An 18896-nucleotide genomic window follows, 5' to 3' on the forward strand; every position below is an offset into this window, starting at 1 on the left:
GCAGTCGCGTCATCGCGGTGACGTTGTCGACGACGATCCGCACGCGGCGCTGGGTGGTCGTGGTCGCCGGGGCGGCCACGACCACTCACGACTGCGTGCTCACGCCAAGCCCCACCGCTATTGCGAATGATCGCGCTCTCTGAACAATTCCGTTGTTGGTAAGACTTTTCTCGTGTAAATCCCAATACACCTGGATGGTGGTTGTCGGAGCCTGCCGATCCGGCAACCATCTTATCGAGTGAATTCGCATCGCGGATTCTTCGACACGCCCATATCGGTTGGCTTCGCGGAGATCTCCTTCTTACGCTGCGCTCAAGGCGCGAGTGATCTTGCACCTCGGAGCCGGACGAAAATCCATTCAGTCGCGCACCACCATCGGAAACAGCGTCCGCCACCGTCCGCAGTGGATAGTGGCGCGCGGGGAGGGGCGAGCACGATGAGAGATCGCTCAGCAACGCCGCCGGGAATTGGTCGTCGGCGCGCCCGCCGGCTCGGTGCCTACCTCGGAATCGCTTCGCTGGCTGCGGCCGCCGTGGTCGCGGATGCCGGACTCGGCTCGGTCCGCGCGGATGCGCAGCCGGCGGCGCCGGCGAGGGGACCGGTCGGCTGGGACACGTACCGGAATCTCGGCGCGATGGCCCAGATGCGCGGGGACGAGAAGTCGTTCCAAGCCTCCAGCTTCGACCGCACCGGTGGGAACAACGACGGATTCCGGGGCACCTATTCCTGCCTGCGGATCACCGACCGCGGTTGCGTTGTCGCCGAACACGACGGCGCGGGCGAGATCACGTCCATCTGGTCGACCCGCGAACCCTGGGGCGACGTCACGGGCACCGGCAACATCGTGATCGAACTCGACGGCCGGGTGATCCTGAACGCGCCGTTGATCGACGTGGTCGCCGGGCGGGTGGGCGCGCCGTTCACGTGGCCGCTGGTGGCCAGCGCCGGCGACGCCGCCGGCGGCGTCGCCATCAAGGTGCCGATGCCGTACCGCAATTCGATGCGGGTGACCGTCCAGCACAACCCGTACTTCTACCACGTCTCCTACCGGGCGTTTCCCAACGCCGACGGCGTGAAGACCTTCAATCCCCGCGAGTCCGCCGGCGACGTGCTCGACCGGTTGCGCCGCTTCGGCGTCGCCGACCCGAAGCCCGCCGCCTCCGGCGCCACCCCGACCCGCAAGGACTTCGACCTGACGCCGGGTTCCTCGACCACGATCGCCCGGCTCACCGGGCCGCAGCAGATCTCCCAGCTCCGGGTACGGCTGCCGCAGGCGGTGGGCAGCCCGCAGGCGGTCGACGACGGCTACGCATACGGGCAGGCCGGCGGCAGCCGGTTCACCATGCGCGTGGACCCGAACAACCAGGGCATCCGGCTGATCCGGCGGTACGACGCGCAGATCGCCGACCAGGTCGCCGACGTCTTCGTCGACGGCCGGCCGGTCGGCCAGTGGCGCAGCGGCCCGGCCCGGCCCGGCCAGTGGGGCGTGGAGTTCCTCGAGGTGCCCGCCGAGCTGACGGCAGGCAAGTCCGAGGTGCAGGTCTCCACCCGCTTCGTGTCGTCCGCCTTGGACGTCAACGAGTTCCGCTACGACGTGCACAGCAAGGTCGGCGGCGAGTGGGTGCGCACCGACGTGCTCGACCTCGGGCCGGACCACCCCGGTGAGCAGAGCGCGCACGGCTACCGCATCGACAACGAGGTCTTCGCCCGGTCCAAGCTCATCGCCCGCTACCCCAACGATCCCGGCCAGGTCGCGGCCTCCGACGAGCTGCTGGCCACCGCCCGGATCCGCATCACCTTCGACAGGCAGACCACTGTGGACGCCCCGATCGGCGAGTTCTTCGGCACCGGGCTCGGAGAGTACGACGTGCGCAGCCTGATGACCTCGGTCGACCCGGGGCTGGACGGCTGGTACACGTCCTGGTGGCCGATGCCGTTCGCGCAGAACGCGGTGGTCGAGGTGGTCAACGGCGGCGGTGTGCCGATCACCGGCGCGACCGCCGAGGTCACCAGTGCGCCGGCGCCGGTGGACGGCAACACCGGGTACTTCCACGCCACCCACCTGCGGGGGAACACCGTGCCCGGTAGGGACTGGACGTTCCTGAACACCGGCGGCGCGGGCACCTTCTACGGCGTCACGCACACCATGCGCGGGCTGATCCCGCCGGGCGCGGCGGTGCGCGACAACCAACCGCACTCCCTCGGCACGCACGCGGCTGTGAACCAGCGCAACTACCTGGAGGGCGACGAGCGGTTCTACGTCGACGGGGCCGCGGAGCCGGCGTGGCACGGCACCGGAACCGAGGACTTCTACGAGTCCGGTTGGTACTTCCGGGACGGCACCACGTTCTCGATGCCGCAGGTCGGCAATCCGTCGCACGAGATCGGCGCCGACGGCTGCCAGTTCGACTGCACCGGCGCCTACCGGATCATGATCAACGACGCGGTGCCGTTCCGCACCGGTCTGCGGGCGGGCATCGAGCACGGGCCGGTCAACGACGAGCCGGGCGACTACAGCTCGACGACGTACTGGTACGGCGGTCGCGTGCCGGGCCGCCAGCTGCCGATCGCCCCGCCGGCGCCAAACCGGCCGCCGGAGACGCAGCCCGCTTCACCGTCATCGCCGCCGGAGACCAGCTCGCCGCCGTCTTCGACCGCTCCTCCGGAGCCCGGGACTCCGGAGGTGGGCACGCCGGAAACCACCGGCCAGGACGACGGCGAACGGCCGGCGGACATCCAGCAGGTGGTGGACGAGGTCGTCCGCCAACACCAGCGCAACGACTGATCCCCGCCCGACCGGCGGGACCGAGCGAACGGGCCATTCACGCCTCCTGTCGAGGCGAATGGTCCGTTCGCTCTTTCGCCTGGCGTCACGGGCGGGTGCTGCTGCCCCGGGTGACGAGGTGCGCCGACAGGGTGGTGGTGGTCGTGTCGGTGCGATCCCCGCTGATCCGGTCCAGCAGCAGCTGCGCGCCGACCGCGCCCATGTCGTAGGCGGGCTGGGCGACGACCGTCAGCGGCGGGTCGAGCAGCGTCGCCCACGGCGTGTCGTCGAAGGCGACCACGCCGATGTCCCGGCCAGGGCGCAGGCCCAGTTCGGCGCACGTCTCCAGCACGCCGACCGCCATCATGCTGTTGGCCACGAGGACCGCGTCCGGCGGATCGTCCTGGGTCAGCAGCGGTCGCGCCGCCTGCTTCGCCCCGGCCGCCTTGAACGCCGAGCGCCGCACCAGCGCCGCCGAGGCCGGCAGCTTCGCCGCGCGCAGCCCGTCGCGGTAGCCGGCGAGCCGGTCGTCCGCGGTCAGCACGCCGCTGGGGCCGGTGAGGCAGCCGATCCGCCGGTAGCCCTGCTCCGCCAGGTGCACGGTCGCTTCCTCGGCGGCGAGCCTGCTGTCGACCAGCACCGTGTCGCCGGGCGAGTTCGGCAGCGGTCGGTCCACCGCCACCACAGGCGTGTTGTTGCGGCTCAGCAGTTCGGCGCTGTCGCCGCGCCCCGTCGGTGACAGCAGCACACCGGCCACCCGTTCCTGCAGGGCGACGTCGACGTACTCGCGCTCCTTGTCCGGCTCGTCGTCGGAGTTGCACAGCACCACCGAGTAGCCCGCGGCGTGCGCCACGTCCTCGACGCCGCGAGCGATCGCGGTGAAGAACGGGTTCTCCACGTCGGAGATGATCAGGGCCAGCACTGCTGTCTCCTGCTTGCGCAGGTTTCGGGCCGGGCCGTTGGGCCGGTATCCGAGCTCCGCGGCGGCCGCGAGCACCCGCGCGGCCAGCGCCGGATCGACGGTGCTCTTGCCGTTGAGTGCACGCGAAACGGTCGCAGTGGACACCCCGGCGCGGGTTGCCACGTCACTGATGGTCGCCACGGCTCCTCCTCGTGTGCCCGCTAGCCGAGTGATGGCGGGCTACCTGCCTTGACAGCCCGTGTCATGCCAGAATAGCGTCCGAGAAAACGATTGCTCGCTAGTCTCTTCGGCAACTCAAGCGGCGAGCTTTCCCGGTCAGGCGATCCGCAGGGAGTTCACCGGTGGCGCCACCGACGTGCTCCTCGCCGCCGGTTCTCCAGCAGTCAACGCCGCCTGTCAGTGAACTTGGGAGGAACTGTGGCTCGCATCGGCGTCGTCAGCATTTCCGACGGTCGTGACCACGTCCACGCCCGCGTCGCGGATTTCATCCAGTCCAAACAGGATTCCCTGGTCCGGTCGCTGCAAGCCGCCGGGCACGACGTGGTGGTCGGCGACGACCTGGTCGCCACCAACACGCTCGCCACCTCGGTATCCCGCAAGGTCGCCGCGGCCGACGTCGACGTCACCGTCTTCTACTACTCGGTGTGGGCGTTCCCGCACTTCACCATGCTCGCCGCGGATGCCACCCGCAGCCCGCTGGTGCTGGTGGCCAGCACGGACCCGACCGAGCCGGGCCTGGTCGGCATGCTCGCCGCGGGCGGCGCGCTGGACCAGATCGGCCGCCGCCACACGCGTGCCTGGGGCGCGCCGGACGACGCCGAGCTGGCCGAGAAGATCGGCGTGCACGCCACGGCGTCCGCGGCGGTGCGGTCGCTGCACGGGTCGACGTTCGGCCGGTTCGGCGGGCGGCCGATGGGCATGAACACGGCGGTGGCCAACACCGACCAGTGGATGCGCAAGTTCGGCATCGACGTGGAGGAGATCGACCAGTACGAGCTGGTCCTGCGCGCCGGCAAGGCGGACGCCGCCGAGGCGCGGAAGGCGCGCGAGTGGATCGAGCAGCACGCGGCCGGCGTGCACTACGACGGCAAGAAGCTGACGCCGGAGCTGCTTGAACGGCAGATCCGCTCCTACCAGGCGATCCGGGACATCATCGCGGAGCGCAACCTGGACTTCTCCGGCATCAAGGCGCAGCCGGAGCTGACCGAGAACTTCGCGACCATGGACGTCACCGAGGCGTTCCTGAATGACCCGTACGACTGGAACGGGCCGAAGGAACCGCACGTGTGCGCCACCGAGGCGGACATGGACGGCGCGCTGACCATGCAGCTGTTCAAGGCGGTGGCCCGCACTCCGGTGCTGTTCGCCGACGTGCGGCACTACCACGCCGACCGGGACATCTGGGACCTCTGCAACTCCGGCCAGCACGCCACCTGGTACGCCGCCCGCAGCGACGACCCGGCGGAGAACCTGGCGAAGGTCAACTTCTATCCGGAGGTGTTCTTCTTCCCGGCCGGTGGCGCGTCGGTGCAGCACATCGCGGCGCCGGGGCAGATGACGCTGGGCCGGTTGACCCGCGACGACGGCGAGTACCGCCTGCAGCTGATGCTCGGCGAGTTCGAGGCGTACGACGACGAGACCAACCAGAAACTGGTGGAGCAGTCGACGCCGGAGTGGCCGCACGCCTTCGCACGGCTGGACGCGCCGGGCGAGCTGTTCCTGTCGAAGTTCGGCGCGAACCACATCCACGCGGTGCCCGGCGACCACCGAGCAGCCCTGCGGGCGGTCGCTGATCAACTGGACGTCCGCCTCGACGAGTGGACCCGGGGCTGATCGGATCTACGGTGTTGGATGGCGATTTCGCGCGAAATCGCCATCCGGCACGCACGGGGAGCGGCGATTTCGCGCGAAATCGCCGCTCGCTCTTCTCCGGATGGCGGACGATCGGCGCGGCACATGTCCGGGTGACGAGGAGGTAGTTGCGCAGTGGCCGAGAAGTTGTTGCTCGGGATCGACATCGGCACGGCGAGCTCGAAGGGGGTGCTGGTCGGCACCGATGGGCGGATCATCGCCCGTGCCAGCCGGCCGCACGAGACCTCCCACCCGCATCCGGGCTGGGTGGAGCACGACGCGGAAGCCGTGTGGTGGGCGGACTTCCTGGAGTTGGCCCGGGAGCTGGTGCCCGCCGCCGAGGGCCGGGAGATCGCCGGTCTCGGCGTCAGCGGCATCGGGCCCGTGCTGCTGCCCACCGACGGCGACGGAAAGCCCCTGCGGCCGGCCATCCTCTACGGCGTGGACACCCGCGCGACCGAGGAGATCGCGGAGCTCACCGAGGAGTTCGGGGCGGACGAGATCCAGCGCCGGGGCGGCTCGGCGCTGTCCAGCCAGGCCGTCGGGCCGAAGATCCGCTGGCTGGCCAAGCACGAGCCGGAGATCTACCAGCGCACCGAGATGCTGCTGATGTGCAGCTCCTACCTGGTGCACCGGCTGACCGGCCGGTACGTGCTCGACCACCACTCGGCCAGCCAGTGCGATCCGCTCTACGACCTGCGGGCCCGCGACTGGTCGGCGGACTGGGCCCGGCGGGTCGCGCCCGGGCTGCCGCTGCCGGAGCTGGCGTGGCCGACCGAGGTCGTCGGGCGGGTCACCGCGCAGGCGGCGGCCGAAACCGGGCTGCCGGAAGGGCTCCCGGTCACCGCGGGCACCGTGGACGCCTGGGCCGAGGCCACCAGCGTCGGCGTGCGGGAGCCGGGCGACGTGATGCTGATGTACGGCACCACGATGTTCTTCGTCCAGGTGCTCACCGATCTGCAGCCGCACGAGGCGCTTTGGGGCACCTGCGGGGCGTTCCCCGACACGTACACGCTCGCCGCCGGGATGGCGACCTCGGGCGCGGTGACGCAGTGGCTGCGCGGTCTCGTCGACGGCGATTTCGCCCAGCTCGTCGAGGAAGCGAGCAAGGTGCCCGCGGGCAGCCGCGGGTTGCTGCTGCTGCCGTACTTCGCCGGGGAGCGGACGCCGATCTTCGATCCGGACGCGCGCGGCATCCTGGCCGGGCTGACGACCAGCCACGGCCGCGCAGAGCTGTACCGGGCCGCGCTGGAGGGCATCGGTTTCGGGGTCCGCCACAACCTGGCGGCGATGGGCGAGGCAGGCGGCACGGCCCGGCGGCTGGTCGCCGTCGGCGGCGGCACCCAGGGTGGGTTGTGGACGCAGATCGTTTCCGACATCACCGGTCAGGAGCAGCAGATCCCGGCCGAGACGGTCGGCGCGGCGTACGGCGACGCGCTGCTCGCAGGCGTCGGCACCGGCACCGCCGTCGACCCGGACGGCTGGAACCCGGTGACGCGGACCGTCCGGCCGAACCCCGAGCACACCGAGCGCTACGACGCGTACTTCGGCCACTACCGGGACCTCTACGACTCCACGGTGCGGATCGCGCACTTCTTGGCAGGTGAGCAGCGCGCCGCGGATGAGCGTGACTGATCACCGAATGACGCGCCGCTGATCTTGTTAAGCTCAGGCATTCGGGTGAGCTGTCACGAGATCGGGGAGGCGCGGGGCGGATGGCGGTGACTCGGCGTGTCTTGGCGGCCTGTTTCGCCTTGGCGACGTTGGTCGCGGCCGGTTGCTCACGGGAGTCGGATGCGGACGAAGCGCCACCGATCGATGCTGCCGGCCGCGACCTCGGCGCGGCCAGCGTGCAGCGCGACCAGGTGTACGCGCAGCGCGACACCGGCGCGCTGAAGCTGGATCTGTTCCTGCCCGCGAAGCGCGAGACGCCGACCCCGCTGATCGTGTACGTGCACGGCGGCGGCTGGGACGCCGGTGTTCGCACGTTGGACGCCGATCCCGGGGCGCCGGAGGCGCTGACGGCGCAGCGCCTGCTGGAGCACGGCTACGCAGTGGCAACAGTGGACTACCGGCTGACCGGAGCGGCGCAGTACCCGGCGCAGGTGATCGACGTGGCGGATGCCGTGCGCTGGCTGCAGCAGCGGGCCGGGGAGTGGCAGTTGGACGCCGGCCGGGTCGGGCTCTGGGGAGCCTCGGCGGGCGGCCACCTGGTGTCCCAGCTGGGCGCGCTGGCCGGAGATCCGGCGAAGCCGGGCGGCGGGCTGACCGGTGTCCGGGCGGTGGTGGACTGGTTCGGGCCGGCCGACATGAGCGCCGAGGCCGAGGCGGCGCACCCGCAGATGCAGGAGTACGCGCGGAGGGTGATCAAGCAGCTGCTCGGGTGCATGCCGGTGGAGTGCCCGGCGAGGGCCGAGTCGGCGAGCCCGATCAAGAACATCTCCGGGGACGAGCCGCCGTTCCTGATCCAGCAGGGCACGGCGGATTCGCTGGTCCCGATCGACCAGAGCCTCGACTTCGCGCGGGACCTGCGCAAGCTGGGCGTCACGGTGGAGATGCACCCCTACGAGGGCCTGGACCACGGCTTCGGCCGGGGCCCGCACAACACGCTGATCGTCGACACGGTCGCGGCCTTCGTCGAAACCCACGTCTGACCGTCCTTCCGCACAGCGGAGTTCCCGTTCCGGCTTCCGTCAATCGCGGCGGAGCGGGGGAATGTGCCCTCACCTGCCGAGATGGATGGTTCGGAAGCTCGATCTAGCTCTAGGTCGAGGGTGTGCGTGCCGAAGCGGTGCGTCGGCTCAGAACCGCTCGGTTTCCCGGTCACCGACGAGCTGCTGAGGCGTATCGAGTCCTTCCCGCGCCGGGAGCGAGCCGTTGACCAGGCCGTCTTCGTCTTGGCGGATGGTTCCGACGTCGCCGGAGCCCGCGGCTTCGGCCAGCGGCTGGACCGTGCTGCGGAACGACTCCAGCGCGTCGAGTTCGCGGCGGCGGGCCGAGACGAAGCGCTGCAGGTGCGTGCTGGAGAGGTTCACCGCTTCCACCGCGTTGGACGCCGCGCGCTGGGCGCGGACCGAGTGGGCGCGCACCTGCTCGATGTCCTCGGCGATCGTGCGTTCCGTCGCGGCGAACATCGACGCCGATGCCAGCACCGCGAATCCGGTCGGCCCGCAGAGGAAAACCCGCTTGCCCAGCAGCCAGGTGAGCAGCTGCGGGTCGGTGTCGAGTGCGGCGATCACGGCGGCGTCGGACGGCACGAACATGATCGAGCCGTAGATCGCGTCGGCCCACTTCTGGTAGCCCTTGCCCGCGAGTTCGGTGGCGCGGGAGCGGATGTTGCGGACGTGCACCCGCAGGGCGTCGGTGCGTTCTTCCGGGTCGTCGGTCTCCATCGCCTCGGCCCACACCGCCAGGCTCGCCTTTGCGTCCACCGGGACCTGCCGCCCGCCGCCGACGGACAGCACCATGTCGGGGCGCGCGGAGCCGCCGCCGGCGAGGTCGGTCTGCAGCGTGAAGTGGATGCCTTCGCGCAGCCCCAGCGACCGCGCGGTCTCCACGAGCACCTGCTCGCCGAGCTCGCCGCGGCCGGTGATGGACGCGAACGCGACTTCGTAGCGCCGCAGCGCGGCCTGCTGCTCGGCGGTGCGGGCGCGCTCGGCCTCGACCATGCGCAGCGCTTCGTCGGCTCGGCGTGCACTGTCCGTGTACAGCCGCCAGATCAGCATCAGCGCTGCCGCGAACAACAGCGTCAGCACGACGACGATGGTGATCAGGACGCCGGTACCCACATGAGCTCCGTCCGGTAGTGGCCGTGGCAGCTCAAATGATGGCGGACCGGCCCGACAACATCACGCACAGCCACGCCATGGACGCGACACCGGTCGCCGGGTTCGTTTCCACTGGTCAGGTGCCGTGCGCGTTTTGTGTCGCCATAGCAGCACAAAACGCGCACGGGCGATGACCTGCGGAAAGCGGTCGCAGGGTGCACGACACGCCGAAGCGACGTGGGGGGTCTGCGACGCCCGGCGGGGGCGTCGATAGCTTGGGGTTCATGCGAGTGCTGCACACCTCCGACTGGCACGTGGGACGGACGTTCCACGGCCGAGACCTGCTCGGAGATCAGGAGGCCGTCCTGGGCGGGCTGGCCGACCTGGTCGTCGAGGAGCAGGTCGACGTCGTGGTGGTCGCCGGCGATCTCTACGACCGCGCGGTGCCGTCGGGCGAGGCGGTGCAGACCTGCGTCCGGGTGCTCGGCAGGATTCGCGAAGCGGGCGCCCAGCTGGTGGTCACCTCGGGCAACCACGACTCCGCCGCACGCGTCGGCGCGTTCGCCGAGTTCGCCGCGGCCGGCGGCCTGCACCTGCGCACCCAGATCGCCCGGCTGCACGAGCCGGTGGTGATCGACGACCGGCACGGCCCGGTCGCCTTCTACGGCATCCCGTACCTCGAACCGGACCCGGCACGCCACGCCCTGCAGGCCTGCGCCGACGTGCCCGGGGCCAGCGCCGAGATCGAATCGCGCGGCCACACGGCGGTGCTCACCGAAGCGATGAACCGGGTGCGCGCCGAACTGGCCGGACGTCCACAGGGGACTCGTTCGGTGGTGCTGGCGCACGCCTTCGTCACCGGAGGCGACAGCAGCGAGTCGGAGCGCACCATCGCCGTCGGCGGCGTCGAGCAGGTGCCTGGCTCGGTGTTCGACGGCGTCGACTACGTCGCGCTGGGGCACCTGCACGGCCCGCAGCGGCTCGCCGAGCACCTGCGTTATTCCGGCAGCCCGCTGGCTTACTCGTTCTCCGAAGCGGCGCACCGGAAGTCGGTGTGGCTGGTCGATCTGGACGAGGACGGCCTGGCCGGCGTCGAGCGGCGCGAACTGCCGGTGCCCCGGCGGCTGGCGACGGTCCAGGGACTGCTGGAGGACCTGCTCGCCGAGCCGGAACACGCCGCGCTGGAGGAGTGCTACCTCTCGGCGACGCTCACCGACGAGGTGCGCCCGCTGGAGGCGATGCGGCGGCTGCAGCAGCGCTTTCCGCATGCCGTGCACCTGGAGTGGAGGCCGGCGACCGGGCGTGCGACAGCGCCGTTGCACTACGCCGAGATCGTGCGCGGCCGCGACGACCACGAACTCGCCGCCAGGTTCGTGGCCGACTGCCGGGGCGCCGACCCGAACGATTCCGAACGCGCGCTGCTCAGCGAGGCGCTGCGCGCGGTAGCCGCGGCGGAGGGGGCGAAATGAGGCTGCACCGCCTGGAAGTCACCGCGTTCGGCCCGTACCGCGACCACCAGGAGGTGGACTTCGACCGGCTCGGCGGCGACGGCCTCTTCCTGCTGCACGGCGACACCGGCGCGGGCAAGACGACGCTGCTGGATGCGGTCGCCTTCGCGCTCTACGGTTCGGTGCCGGGCGCGCGCGGCGAGGTCAAGCGGCTGCGCTGCGACACCGCGAATCCCGACACCGTGACCAAGGTCGTGCTGGAGTTGACGGTGCAGGGGCAGCGGCTGCGGCTGGAGCGCAGCCCGGAGTACCAGCGGCCGAAGAAGCGCGGCGACGGCCACACCACGCAGCAGGCGAAGGCCTCGCTGACCTGGATCGACGGCGCGCCCACCGAGCAGCCGCCGGAGGGCCTGACGCGCATCGACGAGGTCGGGCGCACGGTGCAACGCCTGCTGGGCATGACGGTCGACCAGTTCTTCCAGGTCGTGATGCTGCCGCAGGGCGAGTTCGCCAAGTTCCTGCGCTCGGACACCGCCGAGCGCGAGAAGCTGCTGGAGAAGCTGTTCGGCACCCAGCGGTTCGGCGAGGTCGAGCGCTGGTTCGTCGAACGCCGCCGGGAGCGCGGGCGCGGGCTCGAGGAGCAGACGCAGCGGGTCCGCGAGTTGCTCGCGCGCGTCTCGCAGGTCTCGGGCGCGGAGCCGGATGCCGACGCGGACGAGCGGAACTGGTTGGAGGACATCGAAAAGGTGTCCGTTCGCGAGATGGAGGGCACGCGGGCCGAACACTCTCGCCTGCGGCGCGAGCGGGAGGCGGCCGAGGCGAAGCTGACCGAGCGTCGCGAGCTCGCCGAGAAGGTCCGCCGGGTCCGGCAGGCCAACGCGACCCTCGCGGGGAGCGGCGAACAGCAGGAGCAGCACGACGCCTGGCGAGCGGAACGGGAAGCGGCGCAACGTGCCGTCCCGGTGCTCGCGGCCCGCAATGCCGCACTGCGGGCGGAGCAGGAACGCGACAAAGCACGAGCCGCGGTAGCCGCCGCGGCAGCGAGTTGCGAGGTGAACGCCGAAGCGCCGCTGGACGAACTGCGTTCGCTCGCGGGCACCAGGCGTGAGGAAGCGGGTGGCCTCGCACACCTGATTCCCGAGTCCCAGCAACAGGAAACCGACCGCCAGAAGCTCACGTCCCTCGCCGAGCGGCTGGCCTCGGACGAGACCCTGGAAGCCGAGCTCGTCGGGCAGCAGGCCACCTTGCCCGACCGCATCGGCACCGCGAGGCAGCAGGTCGAAGAGGCGAAGCACGCCGAACTGCGGCTGGAAACCGTGCAAGCGCGCGGCACCGAGGTCGCGGCGCTGCTGCGGACCGCGCGGGAAATGCCTGGCGCGCAAAAGGAACTCGCGGCGGCGACGGTCCGCGCGCAACAGGCCATCGACACTCACCAGCAGGCCCGCGACCTGCTGCAAGATCTCCGAGCCCGCAGGCTCGCCGGGATGGCCGCCGAACTCGCGGCCCGGCTCTCGCCCGGCGAACCGTGCCCGGTCTGCGGCTCGGCGGAACACCCCGCGCCCGGCGAACCGATCGACGATCCGGTGCGCGCCGAAGACGAGGACAACGCCCAAACCGAGGAACAGCGCGCCGCCACCCGCCGGGAAAAGGCCACGGCAGAAGCGCAACGGACCCAGCAACACGTCGACAACCTGGCAGAACGCCTCGGCGATCACACCGAGGCGGAACTCGCCGCCGAACTCGCCGAGCTCAAAGCCGAACGCGACGCACTCCAGAACACCGCCGCGCAACTACCGCAACGCAACAAGAAGCTGGCCGAGCTCGAAGAATCCACCGAGCGCCTGAACGAGCAGCTGTCGAAGGTGCGAACCCGAGTCGCGGCAGCCCGCAGCGAGCAGGCGTCGCTCGCGACCACAGTGGACGAACGCGAAGCCAGGCTGTGTGAAGGACGCGCCGACTTCCCGAGCATCGCCGACCGGCGAGCGCACCTGCTGGACATCGCGGCCCGCCTCGAACAACTCGCAGCGGCCCGGACGGCCAGGGACGACGCCGAACACCGCCTGGTCGAACAAGAAACCGCCCTGGCCGAAGCCGCCACCACGGCAGGCTTCGACGACGCGGCAGCCGCGCTCGCCGCCGAACGCGGCGAAGACCGGATCGCCCAGCTCGCCAAGGCGCTCGCCGAGGTCGAAGAACGTGCCGCAGGCGCCCGCGCGGCGCTGGCCAGCGCGGAGCTGTTCGGCGTAGACGCAGACGCCGAGGTCGGCCTCGAAGAGGCCACCGAGGCGGCCGTCGTAGCCCGCGAAGCGGCGGAGCGCTCAGCTGCGCTGGCGCATCGCGCCGAGCAGCGGCAGCGCGACATCGCGCAGCTCGCGGAGCGGCTGCGCGGAGCGTGGGCGGAGCTCGGGCCGGCGTTGGCGGAGCACGCCGAGCTGGAGGCGTTGGCGGACGTGGTCAACGGACGCGGGCAGAACGCGCGGAAGATGTCGTTGCGCGCGTACGTGCTGGCCGCGCGGTTGGAGGAGGTGGCCGTCGCGGCCACCCGGCGGCTGCAACGGATGAGCGGCGGCCGGTACTCGTTCGTGCATTCCGATGCGGCCGGGGCGCGGGGCACCCGTGGCGGGCTCGGCTTGGACGTGCTCGACGACTACTCCGGCAAGGTCCGGCCCGCGAAGACGCTTTCCGGCGGCGAGTCGTTCCTCGCTTCGCTTTCGCTGGCGCTCGGGCTGGCCGATGTGGTGGCCGCCGAGACCGGCGGCGCGCTGCTGGACACGTTGTTCATCGACGAGGGGTTCGGAACTCTCGATGCCGACACCCTCGACCTGGTGATGGACACCCTCGACGACCTGCGGGCCGGCGGCCGGGTCGTCGGCCTCGTGTCCCACGTCGAAGAGATGCGCCAGCGGATCTCGGTGCGCCTCCGAGTTCGCAAGTCCCGCAACGGCTCCACCCTGGAACTCCAAACCTGATCCCGAACGGCCCATGGCGCCGCGTTTCCGCCCAATTTCAGGCGAAATTGGAACCGCACTTCGGCTTGAGCTCTGCGGGTGTGGCTCCGGTCTCAGGCGAAAACGGAGCCACGCGTCTCCCGGCGCTCCGCGAAAGGTGAGTCCCCAATTTCAGGCAAAATTGGGGACTTTCCGGCCCGGTCAGTTAGTGGTGGTTTCGTGGCTGAGGAGCCAGCGCTTGACCGGGAGGCCCCAGCGGAAGCCGCCTAGGGAGCCGTCGCTGCGCAGCACTCGGTGGCACGGCACGAACAGTGCCGCCGCGTTGCGGGCGCAGGCCGATGCCGCCGCCCGGGCAGCTTGTGGGCGGCCCGCCAGTGCGGCTAGTTCCGTGTAGCTCACGGGTTCGCCGGCCGGGACCTTCCGCAGCACCTCCCAGGCGTGCTCGAGGAACTCCCCGGAGCGCTGCCGCACCGGAATCCCGTCGACCGCGTGCAGGTCACCGGCGTGGTAGTCGCGGATCGCGCGGGTCAACGGACCGAGATCCGCTGCTTCGCGCGGTGCTTCGCGGAGCAGCTCGCGGGAAACCAGCGGCACGAGCTCGTCGAGCCGGGCCGTCCAGCCGCCGGCGAGGACGGCGCCGTCGGCGTCGACCACGGCGGTGAACGGGCCGGCCGGAGTGTCCTCAGTGGACCAGTTGTTCATGTTCTCTCCAAGGCTTCTGCTTGTGGCGCGGCCGGATCACGAAGCGAGCTGCAGCTGCGGCGTTCCGCTGGCGGCTGCTTCCCACAGGAGCACCCCGGCGTAGGAGCGCCACGGGCTCCAGCGCCGCGCGTGCGCCTGGATCGCGGCCGGGTCTTCGGACATCCCGAGCATCCCGGCGCCTCGCCGCAACGCCAGATCACCGGTCAGCAGCACATCGGGCGCGCCCAGCACGCGCATGGCGACGTAGCTCGACGTCCACGAGCCGATGCCGCAGATGCTTTCCAGATCGTGCCGCAGCTCGACTTCGTCCCGTCCGGTGTGCAGCGCGAGGCTTCCGTCGGCGACGGCCGCCGCGACGGCGCGCACGGTTTCCGCCCGCCGACGCGGCCCGGGCAGGGCCTCCAGCGCTCGCTCCGCGAGTACCTCCGGTGTCGGGAAGAGCGTCGTCACCGAACCTTCCGGGTGGGCCAGCGGCTCGCCCAGCGCGGTGACGAGCCGCTCCGTCGTCTTTCGCGCTGCCGCCACCGAGATCTGCTGGCCGATCACGGCGCGGACCAGGATCTCCATTCCGTCGACGCTGCCCGGCACCCGAACCCCGGGCGTCCGCGCGATGGCCGACCGCAGCGCCGGGTCCGCGCCGAGCGCCTCGTTGATCGCGACCGGGTCAGCGTCGAGGTCGAGCAGGCGGCGCAGCCGGGACACCGCGCTGCCGAGATCGCGCAGGTCCGTGAGCCGCAGCGTGCAGGCGACGTACTTCTCATGCGGGCGGAGTGTGGCGATCCCGGTGCCGTACGGCAGGCGCAGCGCGCGCGTGTAGTGGACCGGCCCGGCATCTTCCAGGCCGTCCAGCGCTCGTTCGCCGAGGAACCGCAGCACGCCGGCCACATCGCAGGGAGCCCGGAAGGGCAGGCGCAGCTGGACGGCACCGGCGCTGCCGGGGACCTCGCTGCGCCGCTGCGCGCGGCCGCGCATCGCCGTCGGGGTCACGCCGAAGACCTCGCGCAACGTGTCGTTGAACTGTCGCAGACTGGAGAATCCGGCGGCGAATGCGACGTCGCCGAACGGGATCGTGGTGGTTTCGATCAGGATCCGCGCCGAGTGCGCGCGGTGCGCCCGCGCCAACCCGAGCGGCCCGGCGCCGAGTTCGGCGGTGAGCACCCTCGTCAGGTGGCGTTCCGAGTAGCCGAGCTGGTCGGCCAGCCCGCGCACTCCGCAGCGATCCACGACGCCGTCGCTGATCAGCCGCATGGCGCGGCCGGCGAGATCGGCGCGCAGGTCCCACTCCGGCGACCCGGGCACCGCGTCCGGCAGGCACCGGCGGCACGCGCGGAAGCCGGCGGCTTGCGCGGCGGCGGCCGTCGGGAAGAACAGGCTGTTGTCGGGCTTGGGCGTGCGTGCCGGGCACGACGGGCGGCAGTAGATGCCCGTGGTGCGCACGGCGTGGATGAAGCAGCCGTCGAAACGTGCGTCGCGAGAGGCGACGGCCCGCAGTGCTTCCTCTGTTCCCACCAGCATGTCTTCGATGGTGCCAGCGTCCGGAGGCGGTTACTAGCGGGAATCGGACACGCTGATGAAGCCCGATTCGTAGGCGAACACGACCGCTTGCGTGCGGTCCCGGGCGCCGAGTTTCGCCAGCACGCTGCCGACGTGGGTCTTGACGGTCTGCACGCCGATGAACAGCTCGGCGGCGATCTCGCCGTTGGACATCCCGCGCGCAACCAGGCGGAGGACGTCGGCTTCCCGCTCGGTGAGCTCGACCTGCGGGCGGCTCGCGTGGTGCGGCGCGGCCAGCCGGCGGATCGCGGCCGGGAACAGCAGCGATTCGCCGCGCGCCGCGATCCGGATGGCTTGCGCGAGCTCCTCGGGCTGGCAGCGCTTGAGGAGGAAGCCGGTCGCTCCGGCGCGCAGCGCGCCGTAGACGTGGTCGTCGTGCTCGAAGGTGGTGATCACGACGATGCGCGGCGGCTCCGGCACCGAGCCCAGGATCGCGGTGGTGGCCTGGATCCCGTCGACGCCGGGCATCCGGACGTCCATCAGCACGACGTCGGGCCGCAGCCGCCGCACCAGCGGGACGACCTCGGCGCCGTCGGCGGCCTCCCCGACGACGGTCAGGTCGGGCTCGGCGTCGATGAGGGCCCGCAGCCCGGAGCGGATCAGCGGCTCGTCGTCGACGACCAGCACGGTCGTGGCTTCACTCACGCCACCGAGCGTATTGCGCCACGCACCGGGGTGGGCGCGCACCAACGCAGCCCAAAAGACTCACGGCCCCGTGCCTGCGGGAACGCTGCTCCGGAAGACTCGCTGTCACCAGGGGAGGTAGACGTGGAGTCGCCAGTTGCCGCCGTGCGCGGCGCCTTCGGCGTGGCCGCCGAGGACCTTTGCGCGGCGCTTGATCCCGCTCAGGCCCAAGCCGTGGCCGGGAGTTGATGCCGAGCCCAGCGGGTTGGTGATCTCCAGCTCCAGCGCGCCGGTGTCGATGGTGATCCGCACCGCGACCGCCACCCGGCCTGCGTGGCGCAAGGCGTTGGAGAGGCCCTCGCGCACTGCGCGGTAGCTCTCGCGGCTCACCTGCGGCGGCACCGAACTCGGGTCGCCCCGGACTTCGAGGCGCACCGCGAGACCGGCCAGCTCGGTGGAGCGGATCAGGTCGTCGAGGCCCGCCAGGCTCGCCTCGTCCAAAGTGGAGGATCGGAGGCTGCCCAGTGCGTGATCCAGGTCGGCCAGGGCGGTTCGCGTCGATTCCGCGATCACCGCGAGCGCCTCCCGGGCGAAGGCGGGATCGCTGTCCAGCACCCGGTTCGCCGCACTCGCTTGCAGCGCAACGACGTTCAGCACATGCCCGACCGAGTCGTGCAGCTCGGAGGCGATCCGGTTCCGCTCGGACAGCTCCTCCACCTGGCGTCGCAGCCGCTCGTGCTCGGACGGCCCCAGCAACGTCGGAGCGAGCCGGGCCGGCACCGCGCCGATCCCCGCGACCAGGTGGAAACCCGCGACGATCAGGCCCGCACCGGCCAGCGGCGCCCACCACCGCCCGATGCCGAGCGTCCGGTACAGCGGGATACCGGTGAGTTCGGGCGGCAGGTGCAGCAGCGGGTCGGCGAGCAGGATCAGGATGAACGGCGGCACGATCAGCGTCAGCAGGCCGATGCCGGAGCCGAGCACCAGGTGCACGACGAGCCAGCAGACGGTCCGCCACCGATCCGGCCAGGTGTCGGCGCCGCCGGATTCCGGCAGCCCGAGCAGCGCCTTCGCCGCGGCGCCCGACAGCGACCGGGTCGCCGGCAGCAATCCGGTGGCCACCACGGCGAGCACGACGAACGCGCCCTGCACGAGGCCGACCGCGACAGGCGGCAGGCCGAGCCCGATGCCCGGGCCCAGCAGCGGCCCGAGCACCAGCCCGGCCACCGCCAGGTACGGCACGGCCAGGACGGCCCCGAGGATCAGATGCACCCACCGCCGGTACGTGGTGCTCGCGGTGAACGGTCTGATCAGGCGGGACGGCATGGCCACATCATCCCTGCGGGACCGGCACGCGATCGCAGGTTCCGCACGGCTTGCGGCGCGTCGCCCGCTGGTACAGGTAGACGGACGGCCCGAGCGCCAGCGCCCAGCACATCCAGCTCACGTAGAACAGCGCCCCGGGCCAGTAATGCATCCCGGCGATCGAGCTCGACGACGTGCCGGAGATCAGGTCGGCGACGACACTGGCGAAGCCGGCCGGGCCCATCGTGAAAAGCAGCCCGGTGCCGAACCAGCCGCCGAAGAGCAGCAACCCTCGCGGAGTCGGGCGTCCAGCAAGGCCGGGAACCCAGCGCGGCCAGATCCGTCCCCACCGGTGAACGAGGGCCAGCGAAAGCACGATGCCGATCAGCGCGGCGGGCACGACCAGCCATCCGCTGGTGAACCCGTCCCGGGCCAGGTCCGGGTAGTCCAGCCCGATCGTGCCGCCCAGCGCCCAGTTGGTCTTGATCACCGGATAGGGCAGCGCGAACAGGACGCCGAGGTATCCGAGCCAGCGCGGCGGTGACGAGGCCGGGCCGCCGCAGCGAGCGCAAGCCCCGGTGAGCGCCCGGAAGCGCAGGATCGTCGCGCGGACCAGCAGGATCGCGCTCGTCAACGCGAAGGCGCGGGTGGCGAACATCGGCCAGTCCGGAGGAAAACCCATCAGGCCGAACAGCCGCAACAGGTCGAACAGGATGCCGCCGGCCGCCCAGAGCAGCAGCAACACGGCCGCTCCGTTGATCGCGACGAGCACGCGGGCTCGCAGCGGCGACATCAGCAGCGCGGCGCCGAGCACACCGGCCGCTGCGGCCAGCGGCGTCGCCCAGTTCGGGAGCTCGAAGATGATGAGGCCGCGCGGCAGGAAGTGTCGTGATTCGAAGGAGAGGAAGGTCAGGGCCGACGCGATCAGCGCCGCCCGGTTCGACTTGAGCATCTGCGCTCCTGGTGGTTCGGCTGAACTCACCGGCAATGCTCGGGATCTCGCGGCCCGCG

13 protein-coding genes are annotated in these 18896 nt (G+C 71.2%); 6 read left to right on the forward strand and 7 right to left on the reverse strand.

Translation table 11 applies throughout. From position 1 onward, the window contains the following. Positions 1–436 precede the first annotated feature (436 nt). Positions 437–2785: a glycoside hydrolase family 172 protein gene (locus tag AB0I53_RS27150; protein WP_358608599.1), complete on the forward strand. Its 2349-nt coding sequence runs from the start codon at positions 437–439 to the stop codon at positions 2783–2785. Positions 2786–2870: 85 nt separating this feature from the next. On the opposite strand, the gene AB0I53_RS27155 is transcribed toward AB0I53_RS27150, so the two are convergent. Next, positions 2871–3866 (reverse strand): LacI family DNA-binding transcriptional regulator, encoded by a 996-nt coding sequence (locus AB0I53_RS27155; RefSeq protein ID WP_358608602.1) that lies wholly within the window; start codon positions 3864–3866, stop codon positions 2871–2873. A gap of 237 nt (positions 3867–4103) precedes the next feature. Here AB0I53_RS27155 and AB0I53_RS27160 point away from each other — a divergent pair, with 237 nt between their 5' ends. From AB0I53_RS27160 to AB0I53_RS27170, 3 genes are all read left to right on the forward strand, one after another. Further along, positions 4104–5519, forward strand: coding sequence for an L-fucose/L-arabinose isomerase family protein (locus AB0I53_RS27160; protein ID WP_358608605.1), 1416 nt, complete (start codon positions 4104–4106; stop codon positions 5517–5519). A gap of 153 nt (positions 5520–5672) precedes the next feature. Beyond that, positions 5673–7172, forward strand: a complete 1500-nt coding sequence (locus tag AB0I53_RS27165) for an FGGY-family carbohydrate kinase (protein ID WP_358608608.1) — start codon at positions 5673–5675, stop codon at positions 7170–7172. Between the two features lie 80 nt (positions 7173–7252). Then, positions 7253–8191 carry an alpha/beta hydrolase gene (locus AB0I53_RS27170; RefSeq protein ID WP_358608611.1) on the forward strand — a complete coding sequence of 313 codons (939 nt, stop codon included), beginning with the start codon at positions 7253–7255 and terminating at the stop codon, positions 8189–8191. Between the two features lie 147 nt (positions 8192–8338). Here AB0I53_RS27170 and AB0I53_RS27175 read toward each other — a convergent pair whose 3' ends face one another. Then, positions 8339–9325, reverse strand: coding sequence for a DNA recombination protein RmuC (locus AB0I53_RS27175; RefSeq protein WP_358608614.1), 987 nt, complete (start codon positions 9323–9325; stop codon positions 8339–8341). Between the two features lie 263 nt (positions 9326–9588). On the opposite strand from AB0I53_RS27175, the gene AB0I53_RS27180 reads away from it, so the two are divergent. Both AB0I53_RS27180 and AB0I53_RS27185 read left to right on the forward strand, forming a co-directional pair. Continuing rightward, a complete protein-coding gene (locus tag AB0I53_RS27180) occupies positions 9589–10773 on the forward strand; it encodes an exonuclease SbcCD subunit D (RefSeq protein ID WP_358608617.1) in 1185 nt (394 codons plus the stop codon). Next, on the forward strand, positions 10770–13721 hold the full coding sequence (locus tag AB0I53_RS27185) for an SMC family ATPase (protein ID WP_358608620.1): 2952 nt from the start codon (positions 10770–10772) through the stop codon (positions 13719–13721). Before AB0I53_RS27180 ends, AB0I53_RS27185 begins: the two co-directional genes overlap by 4 nt. Before the next feature lie 180 nt (positions 13722–13901). Here the strand turns inward: AB0I53_RS27185 and AB0I53_RS27190 are convergent, their stop codons facing one another. The 5 genes from AB0I53_RS27190 to AB0I53_RS27210 all read right to left on the reverse strand — a co-directional run bounded on the left by AB0I53_RS27190 (position 13902) and on the right by AB0I53_RS27210 (position 18837). Next, positions 13902–14402: a methylated-DNA--[protein]-cysteine S-methyltransferase gene (locus tag AB0I53_RS27190; protein WP_358608622.1), complete on the reverse strand. Its 501-nt coding sequence runs from the start codon at positions 14400–14402 to the stop codon at positions 13902–13904. Positions 14403–14438: 36 nt separating this feature from the next. Continuing rightward, positions 14439–15917, reverse strand: coding sequence for an AlkA N-terminal domain-containing protein (locus tag AB0I53_RS27195; protein WP_358608624.1), 1479 nt, complete (start codon positions 15915–15917; stop codon positions 14439–14441). 33 nt (positions 15918–15950) lie between these two features. Continuing rightward, positions 15951–16601 carry a response regulator transcription factor gene (locus AB0I53_RS27200; protein WP_358608627.1) on the reverse strand — a complete coding sequence of 217 codons (651 nt, stop codon included), beginning with the start codon at positions 16599–16601 and terminating at the stop codon, positions 15951–15953. Between the two features lie 105 nt (positions 16602–16706). Then, on the reverse strand, positions 16707–17906 hold the full coding sequence (locus tag AB0I53_RS27205) for a histidine kinase (RefSeq protein WP_358608630.1): 1200 nt from the start codon (positions 17904–17906) through the stop codon (positions 16707–16709). A 7-nt stretch (positions 17907–17913) separates the two neighbouring features. Next, entirely contained in the window at positions 17914–18837 is a 924-nt protein-coding gene (locus tag AB0I53_RS27210) for a hypothetical protein (protein WP_358608633.1), read from the reverse strand. Positions 18838–18896: the final 59 nt, after the last annotated feature.

This window comes from Saccharopolyspora sp. NPDC050389 (assembly GCF_040655595.1).
Taxonomy (GTDB): domain Bacteria; phylum Actinomycetota; class Actinomycetes; order Mycobacteriales; family Pseudonocardiaceae; genus Saccharopolyspora.

Bases quoted from the DNA above. Each gene is read 5' to 3' on its own strand.
- AB0I53_RS27150 (WP_358608599.1), top strand. From the start codon at position 437: ATGAGAGATCGCTCAGCAACGCCGCCGGGAATTGGTCGTCGGCGCGCC.
- AB0I53_RS27170 (WP_358608611.1), top strand. From the start codon at position 7,253: ATGGCGGTGACTCGGCGTGTCTTGGCGGCCTGTTTCGCCTTGGCGACG.
- AB0I53_RS27180 (WP_358608617.1), top strand. From the start codon at position 9,589: ATGCGAGTGCTGCACACCTCCGACTGGCACGTGGGACGGACGTTCCAC.
- AB0I53_RS27185 (WP_358608620.1), top strand. From the start codon at position 10,770: ATGAGGCTGCACCGCCTGGAAGTCACCGCGTTCGGCCCGTACCGCGAC.
- AB0I53_RS27190 (WP_358608622.1), bottom strand. From the start codon at position 14,402: ATGAACAACTGGTCCACTGAGGACACTCCGGCCGGCCCGTTCACCGCC.
- AB0I53_RS27195 (WP_358608624.1), bottom strand. From the start codon at position 15,917: ATGCTGGTGGGAACAGAGGAAGCACTGCGGGCCGTCGCCTCTCGCGAC.
- AB0I53_RS27205 (WP_358608630.1), bottom strand. From the start codon at position 17,906: ATGCCGTCCCGCCTGATCAGACCGTTCACCGCGAGCACCACGTACCGG.
- AB0I53_RS27210 (WP_358608633.1), bottom strand. From the start codon at position 18,837: ATGCTCAAGTCGAACCGGGCGGCGCTGATCGCGTCGGCCCTGACCTTC.